The sequence below is a fragment of the Halostella pelagica genome (genome assembly GCF_004762015.1).
In the GTDB taxonomy this organism is placed as follows: domain Archaea; phylum Halobacteriota; class Halobacteria; order Halobacteriales; family Natronoarchaeaceae; genus Halostella; species Halostella pelagica.
Genome location: NZ_SJES01000001.1, coordinates 403261 through 427365 on the forward strand (window position 1 = coordinate 403261; position 24105 = coordinate 427365).

25 protein-coding genes are annotated in these 24105 nt (G+C 68.5%); 18 read left to right on the forward strand and 7 right to left on the reverse strand.

Annotation, left to right across the window (positions count from 1 at the left end; translation table 11 throughout):
* Positions 1-91: 91 nt before the first annotated feature.
* Positions 92-1423, forward strand: coding sequence for an amidohydrolase (locus EYW42_RS02000; protein WP_135533581.1), 1332 nt, complete (start codon positions 92-94; stop codon positions 1421-1423).
* A gap of 61 nt (positions 1424-1484) precedes the next feature.
* Positions 1485-2480, forward strand: coding sequence for a hypothetical protein (locus tag EYW42_RS02005; protein ID WP_135533582.1), 996 nt, complete (start codon positions 1485-1487; stop codon positions 2478-2480).
* On the opposite strand, the gene EYW42_RS02010 is transcribed toward EYW42_RS02005, so the two are convergent.
* A complete protein-coding gene (locus EYW42_RS02010) occupies positions 2477-3886 on the reverse strand; it encodes a geranylgeranyl reductase family protein (RefSeq protein ID WP_135533583.1) in 1410 nt (469 codons plus the stop codon). The genes EYW42_RS02005 and EYW42_RS02010 overlap by 4 nt on opposite strands.
* A 137-nt stretch (positions 3887-4023) precedes the next feature.
* Between EYW42_RS02010 and EYW42_RS02015 the strand changes: the two genes are divergently transcribed.
* Positions 4024-4359: a 2Fe-2S iron-sulfur cluster-binding protein gene (locus EYW42_RS02015; RefSeq protein ID WP_135533584.1), complete on the forward strand. Its 336-nt coding sequence runs from the start codon at positions 4024-4026 to the stop codon at positions 4357-4359.
* A 50-nt stretch (positions 4360-4409) separates the two neighbouring features.
* On the opposite strand, the gene EYW42_RS02020 is transcribed toward EYW42_RS02015, so the two are convergent.
* Both EYW42_RS02020 and EYW42_RS02025 read right to left on the reverse strand, forming a co-directional pair.
* Entirely contained in the window at positions 4410-5219 is an 810-nt protein-coding gene (locus tag EYW42_RS02020; RefSeq protein WP_135533585.1) for an aminoglycoside N(3)-acetyltransferase, read from the reverse strand.
* A 40-nt stretch (positions 5220-5259) separates the two neighbouring features.
* A complete protein-coding gene (locus EYW42_RS02025) occupies positions 5260-6393 on the reverse strand; it encodes an MBL fold metallo-hydrolase (protein WP_135533586.1) in 1134 nt (377 codons plus the stop codon).
* A 96-nt stretch (positions 6394-6489) separates the two neighbouring features.
* Here EYW42_RS02025 and EYW42_RS02030 point away from each other — a divergent pair, with 96 nt between their 5' ends.
* The 11 genes from EYW42_RS02030 (at position 6490) to EYW42_RS02080 (ending at position 16696) form a co-directional block, all read left to right on the forward strand.
* Complete coding sequence (locus EYW42_RS02030) at positions 6490-7122, forward strand: rubrerythrin family protein (RefSeq protein ID WP_135533587.1); 633 nt, start codon at positions 6490-6492, stop codon at positions 7120-7122.
* 190 nt (positions 7123-7312) lie between these two features.
* Entirely contained in the window at positions 7313-8167 is an 855-nt protein-coding gene (locus tag EYW42_RS02035; RefSeq protein WP_135533588.1) for a hypothetical protein, read from the forward strand.
* 189 nt (positions 8168-8356) lie between these two features.
* On the forward strand, positions 8357-9553 hold the full coding sequence (locus EYW42_RS02040; RefSeq protein ID WP_135533589.1) for a M24 family metallopeptidase: 1197 nt from the start codon (positions 8357-8359) through the stop codon (positions 9551-9553).
* 110 nt (positions 9554-9663) lie between these two features.
* Positions 9664-10290: an HAD family hydrolase gene (locus EYW42_RS02045; RefSeq protein ID WP_135533590.1), complete on the forward strand. Its 627-nt coding sequence runs from the start codon at positions 9664-9666 to the stop codon at positions 10288-10290.
* A 62-nt stretch (positions 10291-10352) separates the two neighbouring features.
* Positions 10353-11255 carry an adenosylcobinamide-phosphate synthase CbiB gene (gene cbiB, locus EYW42_RS02050; RefSeq protein ID WP_375137120.1) on the forward strand — a complete coding sequence of 301 codons (903 nt, stop codon included), beginning with the start codon at positions 10353-10355 and terminating at the stop codon, positions 11253-11255.
* Positions 11246-12082: an adenosylcobinamide-GDP ribazoletransferase gene (cobS, locus tag EYW42_RS02055; RefSeq protein WP_135533592.1), complete on the forward strand. Its 837-nt coding sequence runs from the start codon at positions 11246-11248 to the stop codon at positions 12080-12082. The genes cbiB and cobS overlap by 10 nt, the downstream gene beginning before the upstream one ends.
* A complete protein-coding gene (locus EYW42_RS02060) occupies positions 12067-12648 on the forward strand; it encodes an NTP transferase domain-containing protein (RefSeq protein WP_375137119.1) in 582 nt (193 codons plus the stop codon). The genes cobS and EYW42_RS02060 overlap by 16 nt, the downstream gene beginning before the upstream one ends.
* Complete coding sequence (gene cobT, locus EYW42_RS02065) at positions 12645-13655, forward strand: nicotinate mononucleotide-dependent phosphoribosyltransferase CobT (RefSeq protein WP_135533593.1); 1011 nt, start codon at positions 12645-12647, stop codon at positions 13653-13655. The genes EYW42_RS02060 and cobT overlap by 4 nt, the downstream gene beginning before the upstream one ends.
* Positions 13652-14662 (forward strand): threonine-phosphate decarboxylase CobD, encoded by a 1011-nt coding sequence (cobD, locus tag EYW42_RS02070; RefSeq protein WP_135533594.1) that lies wholly within the window; start codon positions 13652-13654, stop codon positions 14660-14662. The genes cobT and cobD overlap by 4 nt, the downstream gene beginning before the upstream one ends.
* Positions 14655-15386 (forward strand): adenosylcobinamide amidohydrolase, encoded by a 732-nt coding sequence (locus EYW42_RS02075; protein WP_135533595.1) that lies wholly within the window; start codon positions 14655-14657, stop codon positions 15384-15386. Before cobD ends, EYW42_RS02075 begins: the two co-directional genes overlap by 8 nt.
* Positions 15383-16696, forward strand: coding sequence for a cobyrinic acid a,c-diamide synthase (locus tag EYW42_RS02080; protein ID WP_135533596.1), 1314 nt, complete (start codon positions 15383-15385; stop codon positions 16694-16696). Before EYW42_RS02075 ends, EYW42_RS02080 begins: the two co-directional genes overlap by 4 nt.
* A 45-nt stretch (positions 16697-16741) precedes the next feature.
* Here EYW42_RS02080 and EYW42_RS02085 read toward each other — a convergent pair whose 3' ends face one another.
* From EYW42_RS02085 to EYW42_RS02095, 3 genes are all read right to left on the reverse strand, one after another.
* Entirely contained in the window at positions 16742-17104 is a 363-nt protein-coding gene (locus EYW42_RS02085; protein ID WP_135533597.1) for a 2Fe-2S iron-sulfur cluster-binding protein, read from the reverse strand.
* A 140-nt stretch (positions 17105-17244) separates the two neighbouring features.
* A complete protein-coding gene (dps, locus tag EYW42_RS02090) occupies positions 17245-17910 on the reverse strand; it encodes a DNA protection during starvation protein (RefSeq protein WP_135533598.1) in 666 nt (221 codons plus the stop codon).
* Positions 17911-18005: 95 nt separating this feature from the next.
* Positions 18006-18452 carry a DCC1-like thiol-disulfide oxidoreductase family protein gene (locus tag EYW42_RS02095; protein ID WP_135533599.1) on the reverse strand — a complete coding sequence of 149 codons (447 nt, stop codon included), beginning with the start codon at positions 18450-18452 and terminating at the stop codon, positions 18006-18008.
* 179 nt (positions 18453-18631) lie between these two features.
* On the opposite strand from EYW42_RS02095, the gene EYW42_RS02100 reads away from it, so the two are divergent.
* Genes EYW42_RS02100 through EYW42_RS02115 form a run of 4 tightly spaced genes read left to right on the forward strand, consistent with a single transcriptional unit; the run spans position 18632 to position 22336 of the window.
* Positions 18632-19273 (forward strand): cob(I)yrinic acid a,c-diamide adenosyltransferase, encoded by a 642-nt coding sequence (locus EYW42_RS02100; protein WP_135533600.1) that lies wholly within the window; start codon positions 18632-18634, stop codon positions 19271-19273.
* Positions 19273-20901: a cobyric acid synthase gene (locus EYW42_RS02105; RefSeq protein ID WP_135533601.1), complete on the forward strand. Its 1629-nt coding sequence runs from the start codon at positions 19273-19275 to the stop codon at positions 20899-20901. Before EYW42_RS02100 ends, EYW42_RS02105 begins: the two co-directional genes overlap by 1 nt.
* Before the next feature lie 53 nt (positions 20902-20954).
* Entirely contained in the window at positions 20955-21728 is a 774-nt protein-coding gene (locus EYW42_RS02110; protein WP_135533602.1) for a nucleotide-binding protein, read from the forward strand.
* A complete protein-coding gene (locus EYW42_RS02115) occupies positions 21725-22336 on the forward strand; it encodes a hypothetical protein (RefSeq protein WP_135533603.1) in 612 nt (203 codons plus the stop codon). Before EYW42_RS02110 ends, EYW42_RS02115 begins: the two co-directional genes overlap by 4 nt.
* On the opposite strand, the gene EYW42_RS02120 is transcribed toward EYW42_RS02115, so the two are convergent.
* Positions 22274-23887: a CARDB domain-containing protein gene (locus tag EYW42_RS02120; RefSeq protein ID WP_135533604.1), complete on the reverse strand. Its 1614-nt coding sequence runs from the start codon at positions 23885-23887 to the stop codon at positions 22274-22276. The genes EYW42_RS02115 and EYW42_RS02120 overlap by 63 nt on opposite strands.
* Between the last annotated feature and the right edge of the window lie 218 nt (positions 23888-24105).

Below are 24105 nucleotides of genomic sequence, written 5' to 3' on the forward strand. Positions count from 1 at the left end.
AGTAAACCGAAATAGAACTCGAGCAGGCCCGTACACGACGCCCGGGGAAGACGGCGGGCAGATTAAGTGAGGGGCGGTCTAGAAACGCGGTATGTCACAACAGGAGTCCGGCGACCGACTCGTCGATCTGAGACGCGACTTGCACCGCCACCCAGAGCAGGCGTGGCGAGAGTTCTACACGACCGCCCGGATCGTCGAAGCGGTCGAGCGCGTCGGAACTGACGCCCTTCACGTCGGGCCGGACGCGTTGGCGACCGACGAGCGCATGGGCGTCCCCGACGAGGATGCCATCGAGGCGGCGTACGAACGCGCTCGCGAAGCGGGCGCGGACGAGGACGTTCTGGAGCAGTTGGCGGGCGGCTACACGGGTCTCATCGCGGAGCGCCACCTCGGCGACGGGCCGACCGTCGCGCTCAGAGTCGACATCGACGGTCTCCCGATCACGGAATCGACCGACGACGCGACCCATCTGCCGGCGACAGAGGGGTTCCGATCCGAACACGAGGGATCGATGCACGCCTGCGGCCACGACGCCCACGCGACTATCGGCGTCGGCGTCCTCGACGCCATCGCGGACACCGACTTCTCGGGCACCCTGAAAGTGCTGTTCCAACCGGCAGAGGAGGTCGTCGGCGGCGGGAAGGCGATGGCGAAGAGCGGCCACCTAGACGGGGTAGTCGAGCAGGACTCGACAGCTCAGCAGACGGAGTCTGACGGTGTCGACTACCTGTTCGCTCTCCACGTCGGTCTGGACCACCCGACCGGCGAAGTCGTGGCCGGTATCGACGGCTTCCTCGCCGTCCAGCACTTCGACGTGGCGTTCGCCGGCGAATCCGCCCACGCAGGCGGGAAGCCGAACGCCGGCAGAAACGCGAACCAGGCGCTCGCCGCCGCCGTCCAGAACCTCTACGCGATCCCGCGCCACGAGGACGGCGCGACGCGAGTCAACGCCGGCCGGATCGAGGGCGGGACCGCCGCGAACATCGTCGCCGAACACGCCGAAATGGAAGTGGAGGTCCGCGGCGAGAAAACTCACCTGAAGGAGTACATGGCCGACCACGCCGACCGCGTGATCCGCGCGGCGGCGGAGATGCACGACTGCGAGGTTTCCCTCGAAACGATGGCGGACGCCCCCAGCGCGAAGAGCGACTCCGAACTGGTCGATATCGTTCGGGGGGTGGCCGCGAAACACCACGACGTCGACCGGGCGACGCGCCGCGACGACCTCGGCGGGAGCGAGGACGCGACGTATCTAATGCGTCACGTGCAGAAACAGGGCGGTCTGGCCGCGTACGCCGCCATCGGCACCGACCACCCGGGCGGCCACCACACGCCGACGTTCGACGTGGACGAGGCGACGCTCGACATCGGTATCGACGTGCTGACTGATGCGATCGCGGCGACGGCCGAACAGCGACCCTGAGCGGGGGAAACGACCGCTCTACCCGGCCGCCGTTTTTCACGCTACGCGTTCTACGACCGGTATGTCGAGGTCCGAAGAGACGCCCGACGAACTGCGGCGCTGGGGACGCGGGGATCTCCGCCGGTGGTTCCTGCTTTCCGGTAGCCGTAACCGGGTCGCCGCCGTCGTCGTCGTCGCCTTTCTCGCCGTGATCACCGTCCTCCGCCTCGCGGGCGTGATCGCGGTGACGAACCCCGACTCGGTGACGCGGTCGCTCTCGAACTTCATCGGCGGCAACATCACTCTCATCACCATCGTCATCTCGATCAACCAACTGATCATCTCCCGAGAGTTCGGCACGCCCGATGAGGTTCGCGATCGGGTCAGCGAGGTGATCGACTACCGGGAGGAAGTGGAGGAGCACGCGTTTGGAGACGAGGTGAGTCCGACCACGCCCGGGGAGTTCCTCGACTTCCTGACCGACGTGAAGCGCGACCGCGCAGTCGCTCTGCGGAACTCGCTCGACGGGTGTTCCGACGAGGTCCGTGCCGACGTCGACCGATTCGTCGACTCCATCGTACAACAGGCTGACCTCGCGACCGAGACCATCGAGGGGAACGAGTACGACAGTTTCGACACGTTGCTTACGATCATGGAGATCGACTACAGCGACGATATCCGGACCACTCGTCAGATCCGTCGCGATCACGGGGACGACCTTCCGGACGACGCCCTCGACGAACTCAACGAACTGCTAGAACTCCTAGAGGACGCCGGGGTCGCCCGGAAGTATTTCAAAACGCTGTACATGCAACGGGAACTAGCGGACCTCTCGAAGAAACTGCTGTACACCGGGGTGCCGGCGATCGCCGCCGCGCTCATCTCGGTGTGGATCTACGGGCAGAACGTCGGGCCGATGCTCCAGACGCCGTTTCTCGAGATCACCATCTTCCTGCTGACGGCGACGGCGTTTCTCCCGATCACCGTGCTGTTCGCCTACGTGTTGCGGATCGCGACGGTGACGCGGGGCACCGCGTCGACGGTGCCGTTCAACGTCCAGAGCGGAAGCCCGCTCTAGTACTTCGGATCCGCACCGGTCGTCGCGTACACGTCCTCCATCAGGTCGTCGCGACGGGACTGCCAGGCGTCGAAGGCGTCCGGCGAGGAGGGGTAGTCCTCGTAGTGGTCGATGATATCGTCGGCACACTGTTTCGTCTTGTAGAACGTCCAGATGATGTCGTAGTAGCCGAAACTCTTCAGCGCGGTCTGGAGTTTGAGCTTCCAGCCTATCGACGTACTGCCGGAGTAAAGCGCCTCGGCGAGTTTGTCGCCGGGTAAGGCGGCGAGCAGGCCCATCAGTTCGTCGACATCGACCGCCGTCGAGAGGATGTTGTACACGTCGAGCCCGGCGTACCGCGACCCGAAGTGGTCCATCACGCGTTCGTTGTACTCCCAGAGGTTGGCCTCGCTCACGTCGCCGTCTTCGATGGCGTCGACGGCAGTCTCCGCCGCGTACTGCCCGGCGTAGGCGGCACCCGCGATGCCGCCGCCGGTGGTGGGGTTGACGTGGCCTGCGGCGTCGCCGACGGCCATGAACCCGGGCGCGACCGCCGAGTCGTACGGTCGGCGGGTCGGGAGCGCAGCGCCGAGTTTGTCCTCGACCTCGGCACCGGCGAACTCCTCGCGGTCCCGCAGGTCCTTTTTCAGGTCGTCGACGAGTTGCATCGGCTCCTCGGTCATCTGGAAGCCGAGGCCGGCGTTGATCTCGGTGTCGGTACGCGGGAAGTACCAGAGGTAGCCGGCGGCGCGCTCGGTCGGCTTGAACACGAGGGCGTCGTCCCACTCCACCGGTTCGTCGACGTGAACGATCTCGCGGTACGCGGAGCAAAACTGCGAGTAATCGACGTTCGTGTCGAACGACGCGTCCTCCAGATCGGCCTTGTCCTGCAGGATGGAGAGCGCTCCCGCGGCGTCGATGACGACGTCTGACTCGTAGGTCAGCGGCTCGCCGCGGCGCGTGGCGCGGACGCCCGTGACGCGTCCGTCATCGTCCTGTACCACGTCCTGTACGACCGTGTCGTAATGGAACTGCGCGCCGGCCTCGTCCGCGCCGTCGATGATCGCGCGGCCGTACTCCCAGCGGTCGATGACCGCGAGTTTCCCGGGGACCGGGATCTCCAGAACGGTGTCCTCCTGCGGGATCTCGAACCGGCCGTGGTCGACGTCCGTGTTGGTCATCGCAGGTTCGAGCTTCGACTTCGGGATCGCCTCGGGGAACTCGTCTGCGCCTTTGAGCGCGTCGCCGCAGGCGATGTGTCCGGCCTCCTCCTCGGTCTTGCGCTCGACGATGACGACGTCGTACCCCGCGTTCGCGATAGTCGCCGCGGCGTAACAGCCAGATGTTCCCGCGCCGACGACCACTACGTCGTAGAGTCGCGTCCCGGCCGTCCGTGAGGTTCCCGTACCGGCCTCGCTACTGGTCATGACTTCTGGTGTACCCCGGAACAGGAAAACTCTTTATGTACCCCCGCCGGTTCGGCCACGCGAACACCCGGATACGTCGTTTTCGCGGGGACACGATGTGATAAAGAGTTTAGTCGGGGCCTTTCGTATCCGACGTTATGACCGAGTACACGGTGGAGTTCGTCGGGACCGGCGAGCAGATCACGGTTTCCGGCAAGGAGACGATCCTGAGCCGCTGTATCGAGGAAGGAATCGCTCAGGAGTACTCCTGTCGAGTGGGGATGTGTCTCGCCTGTTCCGCGAAGGTCCTCGAGGGCGACGTGACGCAACCGGCGGCCCGGGGTCTCACGGAGGAGGAGGCCGAATCGTACGCGCTGACTTGCATGGCTCGCCCGCAGTCGGATCTGAAACTCGACCGCGGAAAGTACCCCCCGAGCATCGAGGGAGACATCGACGCGGACGCCGGCGGCGACCCCGCCGCGGCGGACGACTGACCGGTCGTCGCGCAGTCACCTTCTGTGGGCCGACCGCTTCTCGCGGACGGTCACTCGCGGTTCTCCGCGAACCACTCGACGGCGAAGTCGACCAGGTCGACCTGCGAACAGAGCGTCGCCGACCCCTCGCCGACAGCGCCCGTCGAAACGTCCGTCGCCGCTTCGAAATCCGCCCCGAGGTCCGAGAAGTCGCTTGTGTCGCCCTCGATGTCGTCGTACGCCCGCCAGCGGCGCTCCCCGTCCACCAGGATCGGTCCGCCGTTGACCGTTTTAGTCTTCGAGTACGTCGCCCGGTGTTCGGCGAGATGCAGGGACGTGTTGGTATCGTGGTCGACGCCGAGGAGCAACACCAACCCGTCGCGGTCGTACACCCGGGCGAGCGGTGACTCCTCCCCGAGCGGGTAGTCGTAGGCGTGACCCTCGGTGACTGCAACGGCGTCCGCTCCCCGTGCCGCGAACGAGTGGCAGGGGTGGCGACTCCGCCGGACGCCGGGGTAGTTCCGGAAGCATTCGGCGATAGCGCCCATCCCCCGCGTCGGCGTGACTGCGGGGCGGTACGCCGCCGACCCCTCCTTGACGTCGTCGTACCAGGATTCGGGTACCGGGGGGTTCCCCCACGACTTCGGGTCGGAGAGCTGCGTGGAGTGCGTCGGCATCACGAGCGTCCCGTCGTCGGTGACGACGTCGATCAGGGCGTCGACGACCGTCGCCGCGCCGCCCGCAACCCACCCCAGCGCCGAGAGCGACGAGTGGACGACGACCGTATCGCCCGCTTCGAGACCGAGGTCTCGGAGGTCCGCTACAAGCGTGTCCATCGTTACCGGCGCGTCGGACCGCTCTACGGCGTCGCGTTCGCTCATACGGCGCGTCTCAGGTTCGGCCGGCATAACTCTTCTGGGGTTACTTCGCGGCGCAGTTGTTCGGTCCGAGTTCGAGTTCGAACGCCGTCTCGTCGTCCGCCGACTCGCGGCCGAGATTGACCGCGATGATCCGGTCGTGGTTGGCAGGCGGGGCGGACGTTCCGGTGGCGTGTGCCACGAACTCAGTCTCGTCCATCGAGAGCGCCGGTACCGAGTCCCGAAGGTCGCCGAGCGGCGCGGCGAAGGCGTCGCCGGCCTCCGGGCGCGCGTCGAGTTCGTAGTGGCCCGGCGCGACGGTGGTGTCGTCCGGAAGCGAGCACAGTCGCTCGTGAAGCGTCCGGTGGAGTCGCGCCGCCGCGTCCTCGGGGTCGGCCGTCGCCTCCAGGTCCGGGCGGGCGACGCCGTCGAGGAAGAGGCTGTCGCCGGTCAGGGCGACGCCGTCGACGCGGAACGCGGTCATCTCGCTGGTGTGTCCGGGGGCGTGCAGTGCAGTGAGCGCGGTGTCACCCAGTTCGAGCGCGTCCCCGTCGGAGACGAGCGTCGCGTCGAACGCCAGACCCCGGTCCTCGGCACCCGCGGGCAGGACGGGGTCGGCACCGGTCGCCTCGGCCACCGCTCGAACGCCGCTGACGTGGTCGGCGTGGACGTGCGTGTCGACGGCGTACGACAGGTCGAGACCCCGAGCGTCGGCGTCCGCCGCGTACCGGTCCGCGAACGCCCGGAGCGGATCGACGACTGCCCCCCGTTCGCCGTCGTGAACCAGATAGCCAAGACAGCCACTGGAGGGCCGCTGGTACTGGACGACCGACGCCGGTCCGTCCGTGGGAACGTCGGCGGCGAGGAGGACCTTGGCCCAGGCGTCCATCCCCCCAGTGAGGTTCACGGCGTCGACCCCGGCCTCGCGCAGGAGGCCGGCCGCGTAGTCGCTGGCTTCTCCCCGGCCGCAGACGGCGACGATCGGTTCCGCGAGGCCGTCGACCAGATCGGCCGCGCCGCCGGTGACTTCGGCCTGGACGAAGCGGTTCTCCGGCACCTGCGCCGCAGAGACGTTCGGCCCGTCGACGCGCCACGCGTCGAACTCGTCGCGGTTTCGCACGTCGAGCACGGAGACGTGGTCGCCGGCGCGCACTCGCTCTGCCAGTTCCCGCGGTGGTATCGTGTCGGCGTCGCTCATACTTGCCCTACGGCCGACAGCGAGATAAATCGCCGGCGACCGACGGCGGCCGCGCCGACGGGAACGTTCAAGCGGGTCCCGGTAATAATTGCGAGCATGAACGCCGCGGAACTCAGAGAGGCGGTCGAGAACGACAAGCGAACCGAACTGGACCGACTCGGGTCGTCGAAACTGCTCGTCGCGCTAACCGACGCGGAACTCGACGAGTCGACCGTGCTGACGGCCGCAGGGAACAGCGAACACGCCGCCGAGCGGACGTTCAGTCAGTGGGCCGACGACGAGGAGAACGACCGCGCCCGCACGGCCTTCGAGGCGGTCGCCGCTCAGGAGCGAGACCACTACGACCGCGTCGCAGAGCGCCTGCCGGACGAGTTCGAACCGGTTGACGGCGGTCCGATGCACGCGTACCTCCGCGGGCGCGAGGACGCCGTCAGCCGGGTCGCCGGCGGGATGGTCGGGCGACCGCTCGTCAGCGTCCGGACGCACACGCAGGTGATCAACTTCTTCACCAACGAGGCGGACCGGACGACGGCGGACCTCTTTCGGGACCTCAAGGAAGAGACGAGGGCAGTCATCGACGACGGGACGGACCTGCTCGACGAACTCTGCGAGGACGCCGACGACTGGGAACGCGCGTCCGCAACGGCGGAATACGTGATCCAGGTGGCGTACGACGATTACGCCGACTCGCTGACCGAACTCGGCGTGGATCCGAAGCCGCTCTGTTGACAGCTCGATCGAGAGGGGGCGGCGACGCTCGCGGTCACGCTCGTCCTCGTGGCCCGACGCGTCGACCCCGTCGCCTGGGAGCGCACCGCAAGGTAAAGTCCGACGAGAAGATGGGCGAAACCGAGTAACGTAGTCTCGGCGGTCGGACCATGCCGAAACGTATATTTTCACCGAATACGCTATCGAACGTATGGATCCGGGGAGTGGGTCAGTCACGCACAGAGTGCTGTGTCGGGGGACCGACGAGCAACGCGTCGAAGCGCTAAACCGAGTGGCAGGAGCAGTCGCGGAGCGTGGCGACGCCGCCCGCCTCTCACTCCGGGGGCGAACGTCAGTCGGCAACCTGAGTCCGTACACCCAGCGGCTGCTCGACGAACGGTTCGAGCGCGTCCCGGACGACGAGGTCCGCAACGGGAGCGGTGACCCTGAGTTCCGAGTCGATCTCCCGGACGGGGCGGACGCACTGGTCGACGCGCTGACGGTCGAAGAGTCGGAGAGCCCCGACAACTGGGGCGCTGCGGGCGAGAACCATTGGCGGGTGTACGAGGTCGGCGAACTCTTCATCGTCCGAAACGGCGAGTGTCTCTATCGGTCGGTTCCGCATCACTCCCAGCAGTACCTGAACGCCGACGTCGACCCGGACGCGCCGGCACGCGCGAACGAGGCGCTGGCCGGGAGGCCGTCGGTCGTCGTCCCCGAAGACCCGCTGGTCGAATGGGACGAGTACGCCATCAGCTGCTACGAGTTCCGTGCCCCAGAGCAGTCACCGGGGCTGGACGACCTCCGGCGCGTCTACGTCGACGACGCTCGCGCCGATCTGGTCTTCGACTGGACGACGCCCTCGGAGCGCGTCGAGGCGTCGGAGAGCCGCGTGGCCCGCGCGCTCGGGAAGGCGACGCTCGGACTGTTCTCGCTGGTCGACGACCCCGACGCGATGCCCGAGCGGATCTCGGTCGACGACCGCGAGACCTTCGACGCGGCGGTCGAAGCACTGGCTGAGGCGAACGAACGGGGCGAACACGAGTTCGATATCGTTCGCTCGTAGCGTCCCCTCGCGCCGGTGTCCAGTGGACCCTGTTTCCCAGCGAGCCCCATTGTCCAGCGATCTCTTCCCGTCGAGCGCCGAAACCGGACGCCGAAACGCGGGATCGCCGCGGACGGACGGCGAACGCCAGATGTACGGCGAACCTCCACGACGCGAACGTTTTTGCTCGCCCCGACCGACGACACCCGCATGCCGACCCACGTTCCTGAGAGCGAGTACGCGTCCCGCCTGGCGGCCGTCCGCGACCGCCTCGCCGAAGCCGACGCCGACGCAGGCGTCTGGTTCGGCGCGACGAGCATCGAGTATCTCACCGGTTTCGACCACATTCAGACGGAGCGACCGGTCGTCCTCGCCGCGACCGAGGACCGCGTCGCGGTGACCGTGCCGCGCCTGGAAGTCGGACGCGTCGAGGACAACGAGCGCATCGACGCCGTCTATCACTACTTCGACTACCCGGGCGGCGCTCCCGTCGAGACCGTGGCGGGCATGCTCGACGACCTCGACGCCGACCGCGTCGCCGCTGACGCCGAGGGCGCGCCGGGAACGATGGGGTACGAGGGCCCGCCGCTCACGGAGTTCGTCGAGGTCGAAACGCAGTCCTGGGTCGACCGTCTGCGCTGGGCGAAGTCGGACGCCGAGGTGGACCTGATCCGCGAGTCCGCGCGCTGGGCGAACCTCGGCCACCGCTACCTCGCCGACCACGCCGAGGTCGGCGCGCATCCCGTAACCGTCAGCCAGCGCGCCTCGCTGGAAGCCTCCCGCGCCATGCTCGACACGCTCGGTGACAGCTACGTGCCCCGGACCCGCGGCGACGGCCCCGTCACGGCGGGGTTCATCAGCGGCGAACAGACGCGACTCCCGCACGGCCACACCGCCAACCGACGGCTGGAGGACGGCGACGTTCTCATCACCGGCGCGACGGCGGCCGTCGACGGCTACATGGCCGAACTCGAACGGACGATGTTCGTCGGCGACCCGACCGACGAGCAGGAACACTACTTCGAGGTGATATGCGAGGCCCAGTCCGTCGCAATCGACGCGCTCGGCCCGGGCGTCTCGGTCAGTTACGTCGACGAGGCGGTGTGGGACTACTTCGAGGAACAGGGCGTCGCGGACCTCGCGCAACACCACGTCGGGCACAACATCGGCCTCGGCGCGCACGAACCGCCGTATCTCGACCGCGGATGGGACGACCACTGCGCCGCCGTCGACGGGCGCGACGAAGGGGACCGCGAGATGGTACCCGGACACGTATACACCATCGAACCCGGACTGTACACTGATGACGCGGGCTACCGCCACTCCGACACCGTCGCAGTCACCGAAGACGGTACCGAACGTCTCACCTACTTCCCGCGGGACCTCGCCGCGAACACGATACGGTGAGCGTGCGCCACGGGCCGGTCCAGCAGGCAGGTCTGATTCTGTCACCGCTTTTCCGCTTGTCCCGGCGTCACCCCGGAGAATTCAAGTGCGCTTGCACTAGTCTCGGAGTAGTGGCAGTATCGTTCGACCTCTTCGGCACGCTCGTCGACGCTGACAGGCCCGCCGACCCCGCGTCAGCCGTTGCCAGGGAACTCGCCGCCAGGGACGTGCCCGTCCCGGAAGACTGGGACGAGGCCTACCGGGAGCGCCACGTCGACGCGCCCGACGGCGCGGAGGTGCCCTTGCCCGCACACGTCGCCGCGGCCCTGTCGAGTCGCGGCGTCGACGCCGCCGTGGGCAACGCCGCTCGCCGGGCCGTCGTGTCGGCCTTCGACCCGGACGTGACCACGCTAAACGGTGCCCGCGACGCCGTCGCGGCGGCCGCCGACCGCGGACCGGTCGCTCTCTGCTCGAACTGCTCCGTTCCGGAACTCGCCCGGCGCGCGCTGGTTCGGTCGGAGATAGACCCCGACCGGTTCGACGCTGTGGTGACGAGCGTCGGTTGTGGCTGGCGAAAGCCGCACCCGAAGGCGTTCGAGGCCGTCGGGCGGCGCGCCGGCGTCGACCTCACCGACCTGATCCACGTAGGCGACGACCCCAGAACCGACGCCGGGGTCGAGAACTGCGGCGGGACGTTCGTCTCCGTCGAGGACGTCCCGCTGAGCGAGTTCCCGGTATGGCTGGAGGAGAACGTGTGACGGCGAGCGTCCAACTGCTTCAGGCTGATCCGGGAGGTCCGTCGCTAACCGGTCCGCTCGCTCTGACGCTGACCGGACCGCTCACCGTGGCGCTCGCGTTCGCCCTCGACCGTGCGGTCGCCGAACCGCCGGAGAGTCTGCATCCGGTGGTGTGGTTCGGCCGACTCGTCGCGCTGTTCGACCGCGAGTGGTCGCGGCCGCGGCTGGTTGGGAGCGTCGCCGCGGTGGTGCTCCCCGCGCTCGCCGCTGGGGCTGTCGGCGTGGTCGTGTTCGCCGCGGTTCGGGTCCACCCGTTCGCCGGCGCTGTCGGTGCCGGGCTGGCGCTTTTCGCGTCGACCAGTCTCCGGATGCTCCTCGAAGAAGCGCGGGGCGTCGTAGACGCGACTGCGGCGGATCCGGCCGACGCTCGCGACCGACTCCCAGCGCTCGCCGGCCGCGACCCGAGCGACCTCTCTCCGGAACATCTGCGGAGCGCGGCCGTCGAGAGCGCCGCGGAGAACCTCGCGGACGGTCTGGTCGCCCCGCTTTTCGCGTTCGCCGCAGTTGCGACGGTGTCGCTGCCGCTCGCGGCCGCCGCCGGCGCGTGGGTCAAAGCTGTCAACACGCTCGATTCGATGCTCGGCTACCGCTCGAAACCCGTCGGCTGGGCCAGCGCGCGCCTGGACGACGCGGTGATGTGGCTCCCCGCCCGGATCGCTGCGGTCGTCGTCGCCGTCGCGGCGGTGGACCCCGATGCGCTGCGTTCGGCGCGGCGGTGGGCGGCGACGCCGCAGTCGCCGAACGCCGGCTGGCCGATGGCGACGCTCGCCGGCGCGCTCCACGTCCGCCTGGAGAAACCCGGCGCGTACGAACTGAACGCGATGGGGCGGCTCCCGTCCGTCGACGAGGCGCACCGCGGCGTCGGCATCGTCTCGCGGGCGGGCGTGCTCTCCTACGCCGTCGCGGGGGTGGTGGCGTGGCTCTAAGCGGACCCGTCTCCCGGGTCGGCGACGGCGTCGCGGCGCTACGCGGCGCGGTCGGGGTCCTGACGCGCGTGCCCGTCGGGCGCGACGAACGGGCCTGGGAGGCGTTCAAGACCGCCCCGGCGACGTTTCCCCTCGCGGGCTATCTCGTCGGGGCGCTCGTCGCCGCTCCCTTCGCGATCGTCACACTGGCCTCGACGGTTCCGCTCGCCGCCGTCCCGTCGGCGGTCGCCCCGCTGGCCCCGACCGTCGCGTTCGCGTACGTCGTCGCCGTGTACGCCGTCACGGGGATCAATCACCTCGACGGCGTCGCTGACCTGGGCGACGCGGCGGTCGTCCACGGCGACGCGGACCGCCGCCGAGAGGCGATGAAAGACACGACCGTCGGCGTCGGGGCCGTCCTCGCGGTCGCGGTCGTCCTCGCGGGACTCGCGCTCGGCGGCCTCGCGCTGGCTGACCTCGCCGGCTCATCGCCGTCGACGGCGGTCGCCGTCGTCGTCGCGAGCGAGGTGGGCGCGAAGGCGGGGATGGCGCTGCTCGCCTGCGCCGGCACGGCGACGCACGAGGGACTCGGGTCAGCGCTGACGGCTCCCGCGACGCCGGAGTCGTTCGCGCGTCCCGCGCTCGCCGCCGCGCCGGCGGTCGCACTGTCGTGGCCGTCGCCGGCCGCGGCAGCGGCACTCGCCGGGGCGCTCGCCGTTGCCGTCGCGGTGATGCGCCGGGCCCGCGGTGCGCTCGGCGGCGTCAGCGGTGACGTCTTCGGCGCTGTGAATGAACTCGGCCGAGTCGCCGGTCTGCACGCGGGGGTGGTCGCGTGGACGCTCTCCTGATCTGCGGCGGGGAGGGGACGCGACTCGATGCGGACGCGGAGAAACCGCTGTTCCCGGTCGGCGAGCGGCCGATGATCGACCGCGTCGCCGACGCGCTGGCGGACAGCGCGGTCGAGACGACCTACGCTGTCACCTCGCCGCAGGCACCCGAGACCGCCGTGCACGCGACCGAGGACCTCGGACTCCCCACCATCGAGACGGCGGGCGACGGATACGTCGCCGACCTGAACGCGGCGCTCGCCGACGATGCGGTCGACCCGCCCGTCCTGACCGTCGCCTCGGACCTGCCGCTGCTCGGCGGCGATGCGGTCGACGCGACCCTCCGGGCGTACCGCGCGTCCCGTGACTCCGGCGACGACGGGCCGATGACGGTCTGCGTTCCCGCCGCGCTCAAGGACTTGCTCGGCGTCAGTTGCGACACCGAGTTCGACGGCCTCGCGCCGACTGGCGTCAACGTCGTCGCCGGGACGGAGGATTCAGATACGATGTACACGACATACGACGCACGACTCGCAGTGAACGTGAACCGGCAGAGAGACGCACAGATCGCGGAGGCGCTCCTGTGAGGTTCGTCCTCGCAGCGGGGACGACCCGCACCGCCGCAATCGAGGGTATCAGCGCCGCTGGTGCCGACGCCGACCTGATGGTCCACACCCCGAGCGCCGACGCGGAGGTTCTCGCGTACGGCGACACCGTCCGCACGCCGTCGGTGCCAGTGAGCCCGACGGGTTGTCCGACGCCCGCCGTCGTCACCCGGGCGGTCCGCGACCTCGTCGGGTTCGACCTGACCGTCGTGGACGGCGGCCTCGCGAAAAACACCGCAGCGCCGACCGTCACCGTCGGCGCACGACCGGGCGACGACATCCGCGAGGAGGACCCGGTCCCCACCGCGCCCGGGGCCTTCGCCGCCGCCCGACAGTTCGGCCGGGCGCTCCCGAACGACGAACTCGTGATCGGTGAGACAGTCCCCGGCGGGACGACGACGGCGCTCGGCGTCCTCACCGCGCTCGGCGAGGAGGTCGGCGTCTCCTCGTCGCTCCCGGAGAACCCGATCGAACGGAAGCGCGACGTGGTCGACGAGGCGCTTGCTGTAAACGGCCTCACACCGGGCGAACTGTCCGGCGAACCGGCGTACGCCGCGCGGTACGCCGGCGACCCCGTGCTGGCGACCGTCGCCGGTCTGACCGTCGGCGCGCTCCGCTCGGACACGCCCGTGACGCTCGCCGGCGGGACGCAGATGCTCGCCGCCGCGGCGCTGGTCCGACACGCGGACGTCGACGCGCCGCTGGCGCTCGCCACGACGAGTTTCGTCGCCGAGGACGAGGGCGTAGACCTCGACGGCGCGGCGGACGCGTTCGACCTCGACCTCACCGTGACAGACCCCGGGTTCGACGAGAGCGACCACGTCGCGATGGAGCGCTACGTCGCCGGCGAGGCGAAGGAAGGCGTCGGGATGGGCGGTGCGCTCTCGCTTGCGGACCGCACCGGCGTTTCGATGGAACGGGTCAGAAACCGGATCGCAGCCGTCTACGACGGACTGCTCGGTGAGAGAAACGGGTCCGGGTCCCCATGAACCCCGAGGCCGCCGCCGCGACCGGACGGGTCCCCCACGGCGGCAGCGACGACGAAACCCTGATCGACTTCAGCGCGAACGTCAACCCCGAGTGCCCGTCGGACACCGTCTCCGTCTACGAGTCGGCGTTCGAAACGGCACGGCGGTATCCGGACGACGGGTACGGCGAGTTCCGCCGCGCCGCCGCCGACTCGCTCGACTGCGACCTGGAGCGTATCGTACCCACCGCGGGCGGTTTAGAGGCGATCCGACTGGCCATCGGGACGACCGTCGACGCGGGGGACTCCGTTCTCGTCCCCGCGCCGAGTTTCGGCGAGTACGCCCGCGAGGTGCGCCTGCAGGGCGCGACCCCCGAGTTCGTCGCTCAGGACGGGGTCCTCGACGCCGACCCCGCGGGCCGCGCGCTCGCTATCGTCTGTAACCCGAACAACCCGACGGGGGACGCGTACGACCACGACGAGTTGCGGGCGTTCGCCGAGCGGTGCCACGCTGCGGGAACGACGCTGCTCGTCGACGAGGCGTTTCTCGGTTTCACCGACCGCCCGTCGATGGCCGGAACGGACGGCGTCGTCGTCGCGCGGTCGCTGACGAAACTGTACGGACTGCCCGGTCTCCGTGCCGGGTTCGCCGCCGCGACGGGAGACGAACTCGGCCGTCTCGAAAACGCCCGACGCGCGTGGACGCTCGGAGCACCGGCAGCGGCGGTTGGCGCGCACTGTCTGCGGCAGTCCGCGTTCGCCGAAACCACCCGTCGCCGCGTCGACCGGGAGCGCGAGAGGATGCGCAAGACGCTGGACGACGAGTACGACGTCCGCCCGTCCGACGCGCCGTTTCTGCTCGTCGACGTGGGAGACTGCGACGTGGACGTGCTGGTGGCCCGGTTGCGGGAACGGGGGATCGCGGTCCGGGACGCGACGACGTTTCGCGGCCTCGATTCGCACGTCCGCGTCGCCGTGCGAACGTCCGCGGAGAACGACCGACTGCTGGAGGCGATGGCCGATGTTTGAAACGGCCGTTCGAGACGGCGTTACCCGTCTCCGCCGGGCGGGAACCCGCTGGCTCAGCACGGGGTTCGACGGCGGCGAAACGGTCGCGAACGCCGCGTACAACGTGACCGTACCGGAGGAGTGGGAGTGGACCGACCTGACCGCGTACGTCGCCGAACGGCGACGGGACGCCGGATTCGGTCCGGAAGCGAGCGACGCGGACGACGTGAGCGGTCCCGCACTGCTGACCGGCGTCTCCCAGCGCCACGCCCGCGTCGCCGAACACGGGTCAGTCTCGGCCGTCGCGACGGTCGGGGTGTCGAACCCAGCGCCGCTCGACCCGTCCGATGCGGACGGGAGCGACGCCGACACCTCCGACGAGAGGCCGCGTCCCGGGACCGTCAACGTCTTCGTCGGGACCGAACGCTCGCTCGGGTCCGGAGCGTTGGCGAATCTCGTCGCGGTCGCCGCGGAGGCGAAGGCGACGGTTCTGCTCCGTGAGACTGAGTTCCCCGGGACGACGAGCGACGCCGTCGTCGCCGCCTGTGACCCGGACGGCGACCGCGCGCGGTTCTCGGGGAGCGCCACGGCGGTCGGCGCGTCGGCCCGGGCCTGCGTCAGAGACGCCGTGCGGGCGAGTCTGGCGTCGCGGTACTCGGACGAGCAGGTCCCCGACACCGTCGACGGAGCCAGATACGGCGTCGCTCCCGTCGCCGAGACGGACGTGGAGGTGTTCGAGCCGTGAACGGCGTCGTTCTCGGCGGTACGAGCTCCGGCGTCGGCAAGACCGTTGCGACGCTGACTGTGATCCGCGCGCTCCGGCGCGAGGGGTACGAGGTCCAGCCCGCGAAGGCCGGGCCTGATTTCATCGACCCGAGCCACCACGAAGCGATCGCGGACCGGCCGTCGCGGACGCTCGACCTGTGGCTGGAAGGCGAGGACGGCCTGCACCGGAACTACTACCGCGGCGAGGGCGACCTGACGGTCGTCGAGGGCGTGATGGGGCTGTACGACGGCGACGGCTCCAGCACCGCGATGGTCGCCGAGGCACTTTCATTACCCGTGGTCCTCGTCGCGGACGCGAAAGCGGGGATGGAAAGCATCGCCGCGACGGCGCTCGGCTTCCGGGAGTACGCCGACCGGATCGGCCGGGAGATCGATGTCGCCGGCGTTCTCGTCCAGCGCGCACACGGCGGCCGCCACGAACAGGGGATCCGCGACGCGCTTCCGGAGGACCTGGAGTACCTCGGGCGGATCCCGCCGAACGACGACCTCGAAATACCGGACCGCCACCTCGGCCTGCATATGGGTGGGGAGGCGTCGCTCCCCGAGGACGCGCTCGACGCGGCGGCGGAACACGTTCGGACGGAGCGACTGGTCGACCTGTCTTCCGCGCCGGCGCGGCCGCCGACCGACGACGTGGCGGTGACGCACGCGAACCGCGACCCGACCGTCGCCGTCGCACAGGACGCCGCCTTCTGCTTCTACTACCCGGCGACGATAGAGCGCCTCCGGGAGCGTGCCGACGTGGTCACGTTCGCACCGACGGCTGGCGACGACCTGCCTGACTGCGACGGTGTGTACCTGCCGGGCGGGTATCCCGAACTCCACGCAGCGGACCTGGCCGCGTCCCCCGCGCTTTCGACGCTTGCCGACCGCGCCGCCGACGGCCTACCGATTCTCGGCGAGTGCGGGGGCCTGATGGCGCTCACGCGCTCGCTCGAACCCGCCGGCGACGACGCCGACAGCCACGACATGGCCGGTATCCTCCCCGCGGACGTGTCGATGCACGACCGCTATCAGGCGCTCGACCACGTCGAACTGGAAGCGCGGGACGATGCGCTCACTGCCGACGCGGGTGAGACGCTGCGGGGACACGAGTTCCACTACTCCAGTGCCGATGTGGACCGGGACGCCCGTTTCGCGTTCGACGTGGTGCGCGGCGACGGCATCGACGACGAGCGCGACGGACTCACGGAGTACAGTACGCTCGGGACGTACGCGCACGTCCACCCCGAAAGCGGGGCGTTCGACGCGTTCATCGAACGGTTGTGACGGGCAGCGACCGCGCTGGCGTTCCCCGCTTCGACGCCGGTCCGGCTACCGCTTCGATCGCCCGGGTGGCAAGCCGAAGTCGGACCGGTGGTTTAGCATACTCTCTTCCTGGCAGACGCGCAGGCGGAGGTCCGAGCGCGGCCTGGCGACACAGGTCAGCACGAGGTCGGCCTCTCGGTCCTCGTCGTAGTAGCGACGAGCGTCGGATTGGTCGACCTCGCCTTCGAGGAGGCGAGCGGCACAGACCGTACACCACCCCATCTGGCAGTCCGCCGGGAGCCACAGGCCGTTGCTCCTGGCGGCCGCAAGCAGGTACTGGTCCTCGTGGACCTCCATTGCGACCGTCTCGCCCGACGGTTCGACATCGCACTCGTCCGGGACGACGAACTCGACGGTGTGACTACTCACGTGAGGGTTTATCGACAGAGGAAAAAGAGGATGGCGGCTCCTGTCGGATCGCAGGCCACTCGAAAGGACGGTCCTGGCTGTGTGCCGGTATCGCCGACCACGTGTCGGCGAGAGACCGAACTGACGTACAACAGTCCCTCTCAGGCGCTGTCGTTGAACCGGCGGTTCGTCGAGTACGGCGCGTCGCCGGGTTCGCCGCGGACGAAATGGCCGGCGGGGTTGATCTCGCCGTCGCGCTCCATGCTCAGGAGTTCCACGAACCAGGCCTCGTGTTCGATCTCCTCTTGCAGGATGCGCTGGGCCATGTCGTACGTCCGCGGGTCGACTCCATGAGTCATATCACAGACCTCCGACCAGGTGCGGATGGCGCAGCGCTCCGCCTCTAGAAGCACTTCGAGCACGTCCTCTGCGGTGAGATCTTCGATTTGCAACTGCCCCCCCTCGTCGTCGTAGGGCACCGGCAGTTCCGCGTCCGGGCAGGACGCCCGGTCGGCGAAGTCGCGGATGTCGTTGGGCAGGTGACCGCCCAGTTCGTAGACGCGCGGGGCGACCAACTCGAAGTGTGCGCGGTCCTCGAGACGGGCGTCTTCGGTGATCTCCTTGTAGTCCTCGTTGCCCGCGAGATGCATCCGGAGGTTCGTGTAGTAGTAGTACGTGGTGAACTCTGCGCCGATGGCGTCGATCAGTTTCTCGCGCAACTCCTCCGGTTCCAGTCCTCGCTCGCGCAGTACTTCCATCCCCACTCGCTGGCTCGTATCGCCCGGGGAGATGCTCCCCGAGGCGTGTTCTGGGTCTTCGTCTGACATTAGATATCCCCCAAAGCAAATACGATACCGTGATACTTAACGATATTTTACCAACCGTGAAACAGTAGTTCGGGTTTAGAAAAGCCACGCGCGCTCTACTGCTCCGTCCGCGGCACGTGGACGGTCCCGTCCGCGGCGTCGGCGAGGGCGTCGAACCGCTCGGCGGCGTCGTCTGCCAGCGGATAGACGCCGTGATAGGGGTCCGGCGACCCGTCGAGTCCGGCGACCGAACGGATACCGTCCGCGATCGCTTCGTAGTTCTCGCCGACGATGTCCCGGACAAGTACCGGTAGCCCCGCCCGGTCGCAGAGTTCGCTCGCCGCGGCGCGGCCGGCGTAGACCGCCTCCGTCTCGTGGTCGACGAAAACCAGGGCGAACGGCGTCTCCCCGAACTGCGCCGCGAGAAACGCCTGCGCCGCATCGTCGTACCAGGAGACGGAACCGGCGGTCCGGAGGCGGCGCAACGCCGTGGCCGCGGCCGAGCAGAGCGGACACTCCCCATCGTATATCAGCACGCCGTCATACGCTCCAGTCGCCTCCATCGATCCGTACTCCGACGCGGAGTCAGGTAAACGCTGGTCCCGAGGCGCGAGACGGAAACCCATCGCCCCGCTCCGCAACGAGTCGTCGCATACCCGGAACGTTGTTTATCCCCGGCGCGGAGATACGAACTAGGAGTCGGTGCGACGCGACACGACGCGACGAACCGACACGACACACCATGACTGACGACACTCTTTCGACCTCGTCGGCACGAGAGGCCGCGTCCGTCGACGAACAGCCTATCGACCCCGCATCCCCCGAGGAGTTCGGACTCGTTCAGGCGTTCTGGGGCGACGGCAAGGGCAAAACGACCGCCGCGATGGGCATGGGCTTTCGCGCCGCAGGCCACGGCTACCGCGTCCACATGCTCCAGTTCATGAAAGGCGGCGCGGGGAGCGTCGAGGACGTTCGCGGGGAGTACAACGCTATCGAGGCGTTCCCGCGGTTCTCCTACGAGAACAGCGGCCACTACGGTTGGCACGGCTTTCACGACGGTAGCGACGACGACGAACACGCGGCGCGGGCCGAAGGCGGCGTCGCGCGGTTGCGGGACCTGCTCGCCGACCCTCAGATCGACGGCGAGCGCGTTCACATGCTGATCGTCGACGAAATTCTCTATGCCGCGAACCGAGGACTGGTCGATCCAGAGACGGTCGTCGATCTGATCGGCTCGAAACCCGACGATCTCGAACTCGTCCTGACGGGCGGCCACGACCGCCCCGACTACGCCGCCGACTGCGCCGACCTCGTCACCGAGGTCCGGAAGGAGACGCACCCTATCGATGACGGACAGGGGGCGCGCAAAGGCACCGAGTACTGATGGTTGACGATACAGAGGAGAGGGACGGCGAGACACCGTCCCCGGACGGCGAGACGCCCGACGCACACACAGTCCTCGTCGCGGGCACCGCCAGTCACGTCGGCAAGAGTACCGTCGCGGCGGGACTCTGTCGCCTGCTGGCGCGACAGGGCGTCGACGTCGCTCCGTTCAAAGCGCAAAACATGAGCAACAACGCCCAGGCGGTGCCGAAAGCGGGCGACGGCGAATCCGGCGCGTTCGGCGAGATCGGCGTCTCGCAGTACGTACAGGCCCGTGCCGCCGAGGTGCCGGCGACCACCGACCACAATCCGGTCCTGCTGAAACCCCGAGGCGAGGGCGAGAGCCAACTCGTGATCCAGGGCGAAGCGGTCGGCCACTACGAGGCCGAATCGTACTACGAGGAGTACTGGGACCAGGCCCGCGCCGCGGCGGTCGAATCTCACTGCCGACTCGCCCGCGACCACGAGGTGGTCGTCGCGGAGGGTGCCGGCTCCATCGCGGAGATCAACCTCCACGACCGCGACCTCGCGAACGTCGAGGCGGCGCGGTTCGGCGACGCCGACGTGGTGCTGGTCGCCGACATCGAGCGCGGCGGCGTCTTCGCCAGCCTCGTCGGGACGCTCGAACTGATGCCCGACGACGTCCGCGAGCGGGTCGTCGGCTGCGTCATCACGAAATTCCGCGGGGACGAGTCACTGCTCGCTCCCGGCGTCGAGGCGTTCGAGGAGCGAACCGGCGTCCCCGTTCTCGGCGTCCTCCCGTACGACGATCCGGGGCTCCCCGAAGAGGACAGCGTGTCGCTGCCCGCCGTAGGCGAGCGCGATGTTCGCGGCGCTGACGACGAGGTGGACGAAGACCGTGCGGTCACCGTCGCCGTACCCCGGACGCCCCGCATCTCTAACTTCACCGATTTCGAACCGCTGGCGCGCGAACCCGGTGTCCGCGTGGCATTCATTCCCCCCGAGGCGTCGCTCGACGACGCCGACGGGGCTATGACTGCCGCCAGTTCGGAGCGTGCCAGTAGGCACGCGGACGCAGTCGTCCTGCCCGGAACGAAAAACACCGTCGACGACCTGCTCACGCTCCGCGAGGCAGGGTTCGGCGATGAGTTGGCCGCCTTCGACGGCCCGATTGTGGGCCTCTGTGGAGGCTATCAGATGCTGGGGGAGCGGATCACGAACGCGGGAGTGGAGTCGACAGACGAGCGAGACACCGTGGACGGGTTCGGTCTCCTCCCCGTCGAAACAGAGTTCTCGCCCGAGAAGCGGGTGACGCGAACGACCCGCCATCTGGACGGTGCGGGGCCGCTGACGGACGCCGACGCCGAGGTGTCGGGCTACGAGATCCACATGGGCGAGACGACCCCCGTGGATGACGTAGCGCGGCCGTTCGACAGTCACGGTGCGGCCCGCGGTGACGTACTCGGGACCTATCTCCACGGGCTGTTCGAGAACGAGGCGGCACGGGAAGCGTTTCTGGAGACGCTGTTCGACGCGTCGCGACCCGGGAGGGGTGAGATGCCGACGCCGTACGAAGACGCCGCGGATCTGCTCGCCGAGAACTGCGATCTCGACGCGTTGAGGGCGTTCGGAGCGGCCGATACGCCCGCCGCCGATTTCGAGGACTGAGAACCGATCCGGAAGGTAAATTTTAACACTCGTACCGCCTGTACTGAACTGCAATGGTCGAGGCGTTCGCCGTGGCGAGCGGAAAGGGTGGGACCGGGAAAACGACGAGCACGCTCGCTCTCGGCATGGCGCTCGCGGAGGAGTACGACGTGACGGTCGTCGACGCGGACACGGGGCTTGCGAACCTGCTCTTTCACGCCGGACTCGAAGACGCCGACGTGACGTTACACGACCTCCTGATCGAGGGGGCTGACGCCGCTATCGACGACGCGACGTACGAACGGTTCGGAATGCGAGTCGTCCCCTGCGGGACGAACCTGGCCGACTTCGAGGCGGCGAACCCCGACCGTCTCCGCGATGTCGTGGCGTCGCTCGCGGCCGAAACGGACGTTCTTCTACTTGACTCGCCGGCAGCGCTGGGGTCGAAAAGCGCCGTCCTCCCGATCGTGCTGGCCGACCGCATCGTCACCGTGCTTCAGCCGACTATTCCGGCGCTTTCGGACGCCCTGAAGGTCGGCGAATACGCCCGGTCGTACGGCACGGGGAACGCGGGCGTTCTCTTCAACAAGGTACGAGACGAGGCCGCCGTCGAGCGGATCGCCGACCGGACCGAGGAGTACTTCGACGGGCCGACGCTCGCGACGGTCCCAGAGAGCGACGCGGTCCACGGCGCGCGCGACGCTGGAGAGCCGTTGCTGGCGCACGCGCCCGACTCCGCCGCGGCCGCCGCGTACCGCGATGCGGCCGACACGCTGGACGTGCGGGCGGGCGACTCCACGGCCGTGGCGGACCGTTTCCGAAGCGCTGTCGTCCCGGACAGGCCATGAAACTCCCCCGCGGGCAACTCCTGCGTTCGCGGGTGGTCGCCGACCCCGGGACCACGCTGTCGACCGCACTGGAGACGGACCTTACCGGGTACGCGGTGTTCGAACCGCGGGACGCGCTCCTCCTCGACGCCGACGGCCAGGGCGTGCTCACGTTCGAGGCCGGCGTCCCCGTTCTCGCCTATCACACGAGGACCGACGCCGGCGGCGCAACGGCGCTCGCGGACCTCGCGGTCCCGGGACCCTACAGCGTCGACCTCTTCGAACTCGACGCGACCGACCTGGCCAAAATTCACGACACACCGCCGCTTCGGGTCGCCCCGGGTCTCCCAGCGGAACGCCTCGCCGGCGACCCGTCGCTCGCAGACCGAACCCGCGACGCTGCCCCCGCGGACCGCGTCGGCGGAAGCGACACCGCCGCCGACGGACCGGACGCAGTCGCCGCGTTTCTCGACGACGAAGAGAAGATAACCGCGATACGCGAGCAAGCGCGTTCCGAGGCGCGCGACCGCGCTCAGGAGTGGGGGCTCGCCGACGAACTCGCGAACCTACCCGGCGCGGTAGCCGACGCCGACGACGATGAGGAGAGCGATAACGCCGCCGGCGAGTAGTTCAGTCGGGATCGATCCCGACGAGGGGAGGCTGTTCTGGTTCTCCCCGCTACCGTCCCCCTCGACACGGAGTTCGGCCTTGCCGCTACCGACCTCGATCGTGTACGTACCGGGTGATTCGACCGTCCGGGTGAACGTCACTTCCCGTGTCTCCCCGGGAGGAATAGCGACCGACTGCTGGTCGACCGTCTCCCCGAACATCGTGAGTCCGACGGTGTGCGTTCCGTTACCGCCCCCTTCGTTGACCAACGTGGCCGTTATCTCGACCGTCTCGCCGGCGTCTATCTTCGATTCCGACACCGTAACGTCCTGCGTTCGGAAGTCGGGTTGTAGTTCGGTGATGGCCACGGGTCCGAACCCGTCGGCGTCAGTCGAACGGAGCTCCCACGTGTCCCCTTGACGGTCCGTCCGGTGGTCGAGGCGGTGCCACTCCCCGCCGCGGTACTGGAACATCGCGACATCGCTGACTCGAACGTCCTGCTCCGCGAGCGTTTCCGCGTCGAGGTCAACCGCGTACTGCACGCCGTCCCGACTGTCGTCCAGTTGGGGACTGTTCGATTCGACGAACAGGAGCGGTTCCTCGGGCGCGCTACCGTCCGGCACGACGCTCTCGTTCGACGCGCGGAGCTGGAGCTGGTACCACGACCGGCCGTCCGCGTGGTCGACAGTCGCTCGGTCGAGGGTGACGCCGTCCGTCGCGGCCGTAAGCGACGTGTCGAACGTCACGTTGTTGCTCTCGACCGTGTTGCGCGCCGTCGCGTTGTAGCGGTCGTCACTGTCGGTCGTGACCACTGTCGACACCCCTTCACAGGACCCCGGACGGACCGTCACCGGTTCGTTCAACGCCAGTTGGACCGTTTCGCCGTCGGCGCTGCGGAGACGCCACACGTCGATTGCCAACGGCGTATCGAGCGACCCGTGACGGGCGTTCACGTTGAACCCGGGTTCGATAGTAACCGCCTCGTAGTCACCCGCCTCCAATCCGCGGTACGCGCCGCCGTCAGTCCGGTTTTCCTCCCAGACCCAGTCGGCACGCGCCTCCCGGCCGTCCTTGCTGAAGCTGTCCGAGTTGTTGTACGTGTAGTTGTCGTCCCTGACGGCCCACTCGCTATCGGGCGAGACGTCGGTCAGCGTCACCGAGGCCTTGCCCCCGCCGCGCTCGCTGCCTGCTTCGGCGTGGACGAAGACGATACTCGCGCCCTCGCTCCCGTCGTGGATGAGCAACTGACTCTCGTCTACGTCCTGCATTTCGAGAGTCCCCTGGGAACTGTACTGCCCCCAGTGCAGTCCGTAGCGGTAGAACTCCTCGACGGACTCGCTCCCGTCACCGTACGGGACAACTTCGACGCAGTTACCGCCCTGCGAAACCGCGTACGTATCCACGTCGTCAGCCGTGTCGTTCTCCTGAAGGGCGTCCGTCGCAGCCGCCTGATCCGACGATACCCCCGTTGTTGCACCTGCGGCCGGTACGGCGGCGAAGACGCTACCGAGAAGTACCGCAGTGATGACGATCGATACCAGCGTTCCGTTCGCGGGATTGTGTTCCCCCATACCCACTCACTGTGACCTCTCAACGTCATCGAATGTGAATACTAGGGAATGCGGAGTGTGAACTCCTAGCAAACCTAAGACGGGGCGGAATCGACGCGTAGACGCCATTACTGCTCCGGTAATTTGCGAATAGAAGGTGATCGGTGCAGTAGTTGAAATGTCGTTTCGAACGGGCGTGTCTATCGCTTGTTCGTTCCGACCGTTTCGCGGCGATAACT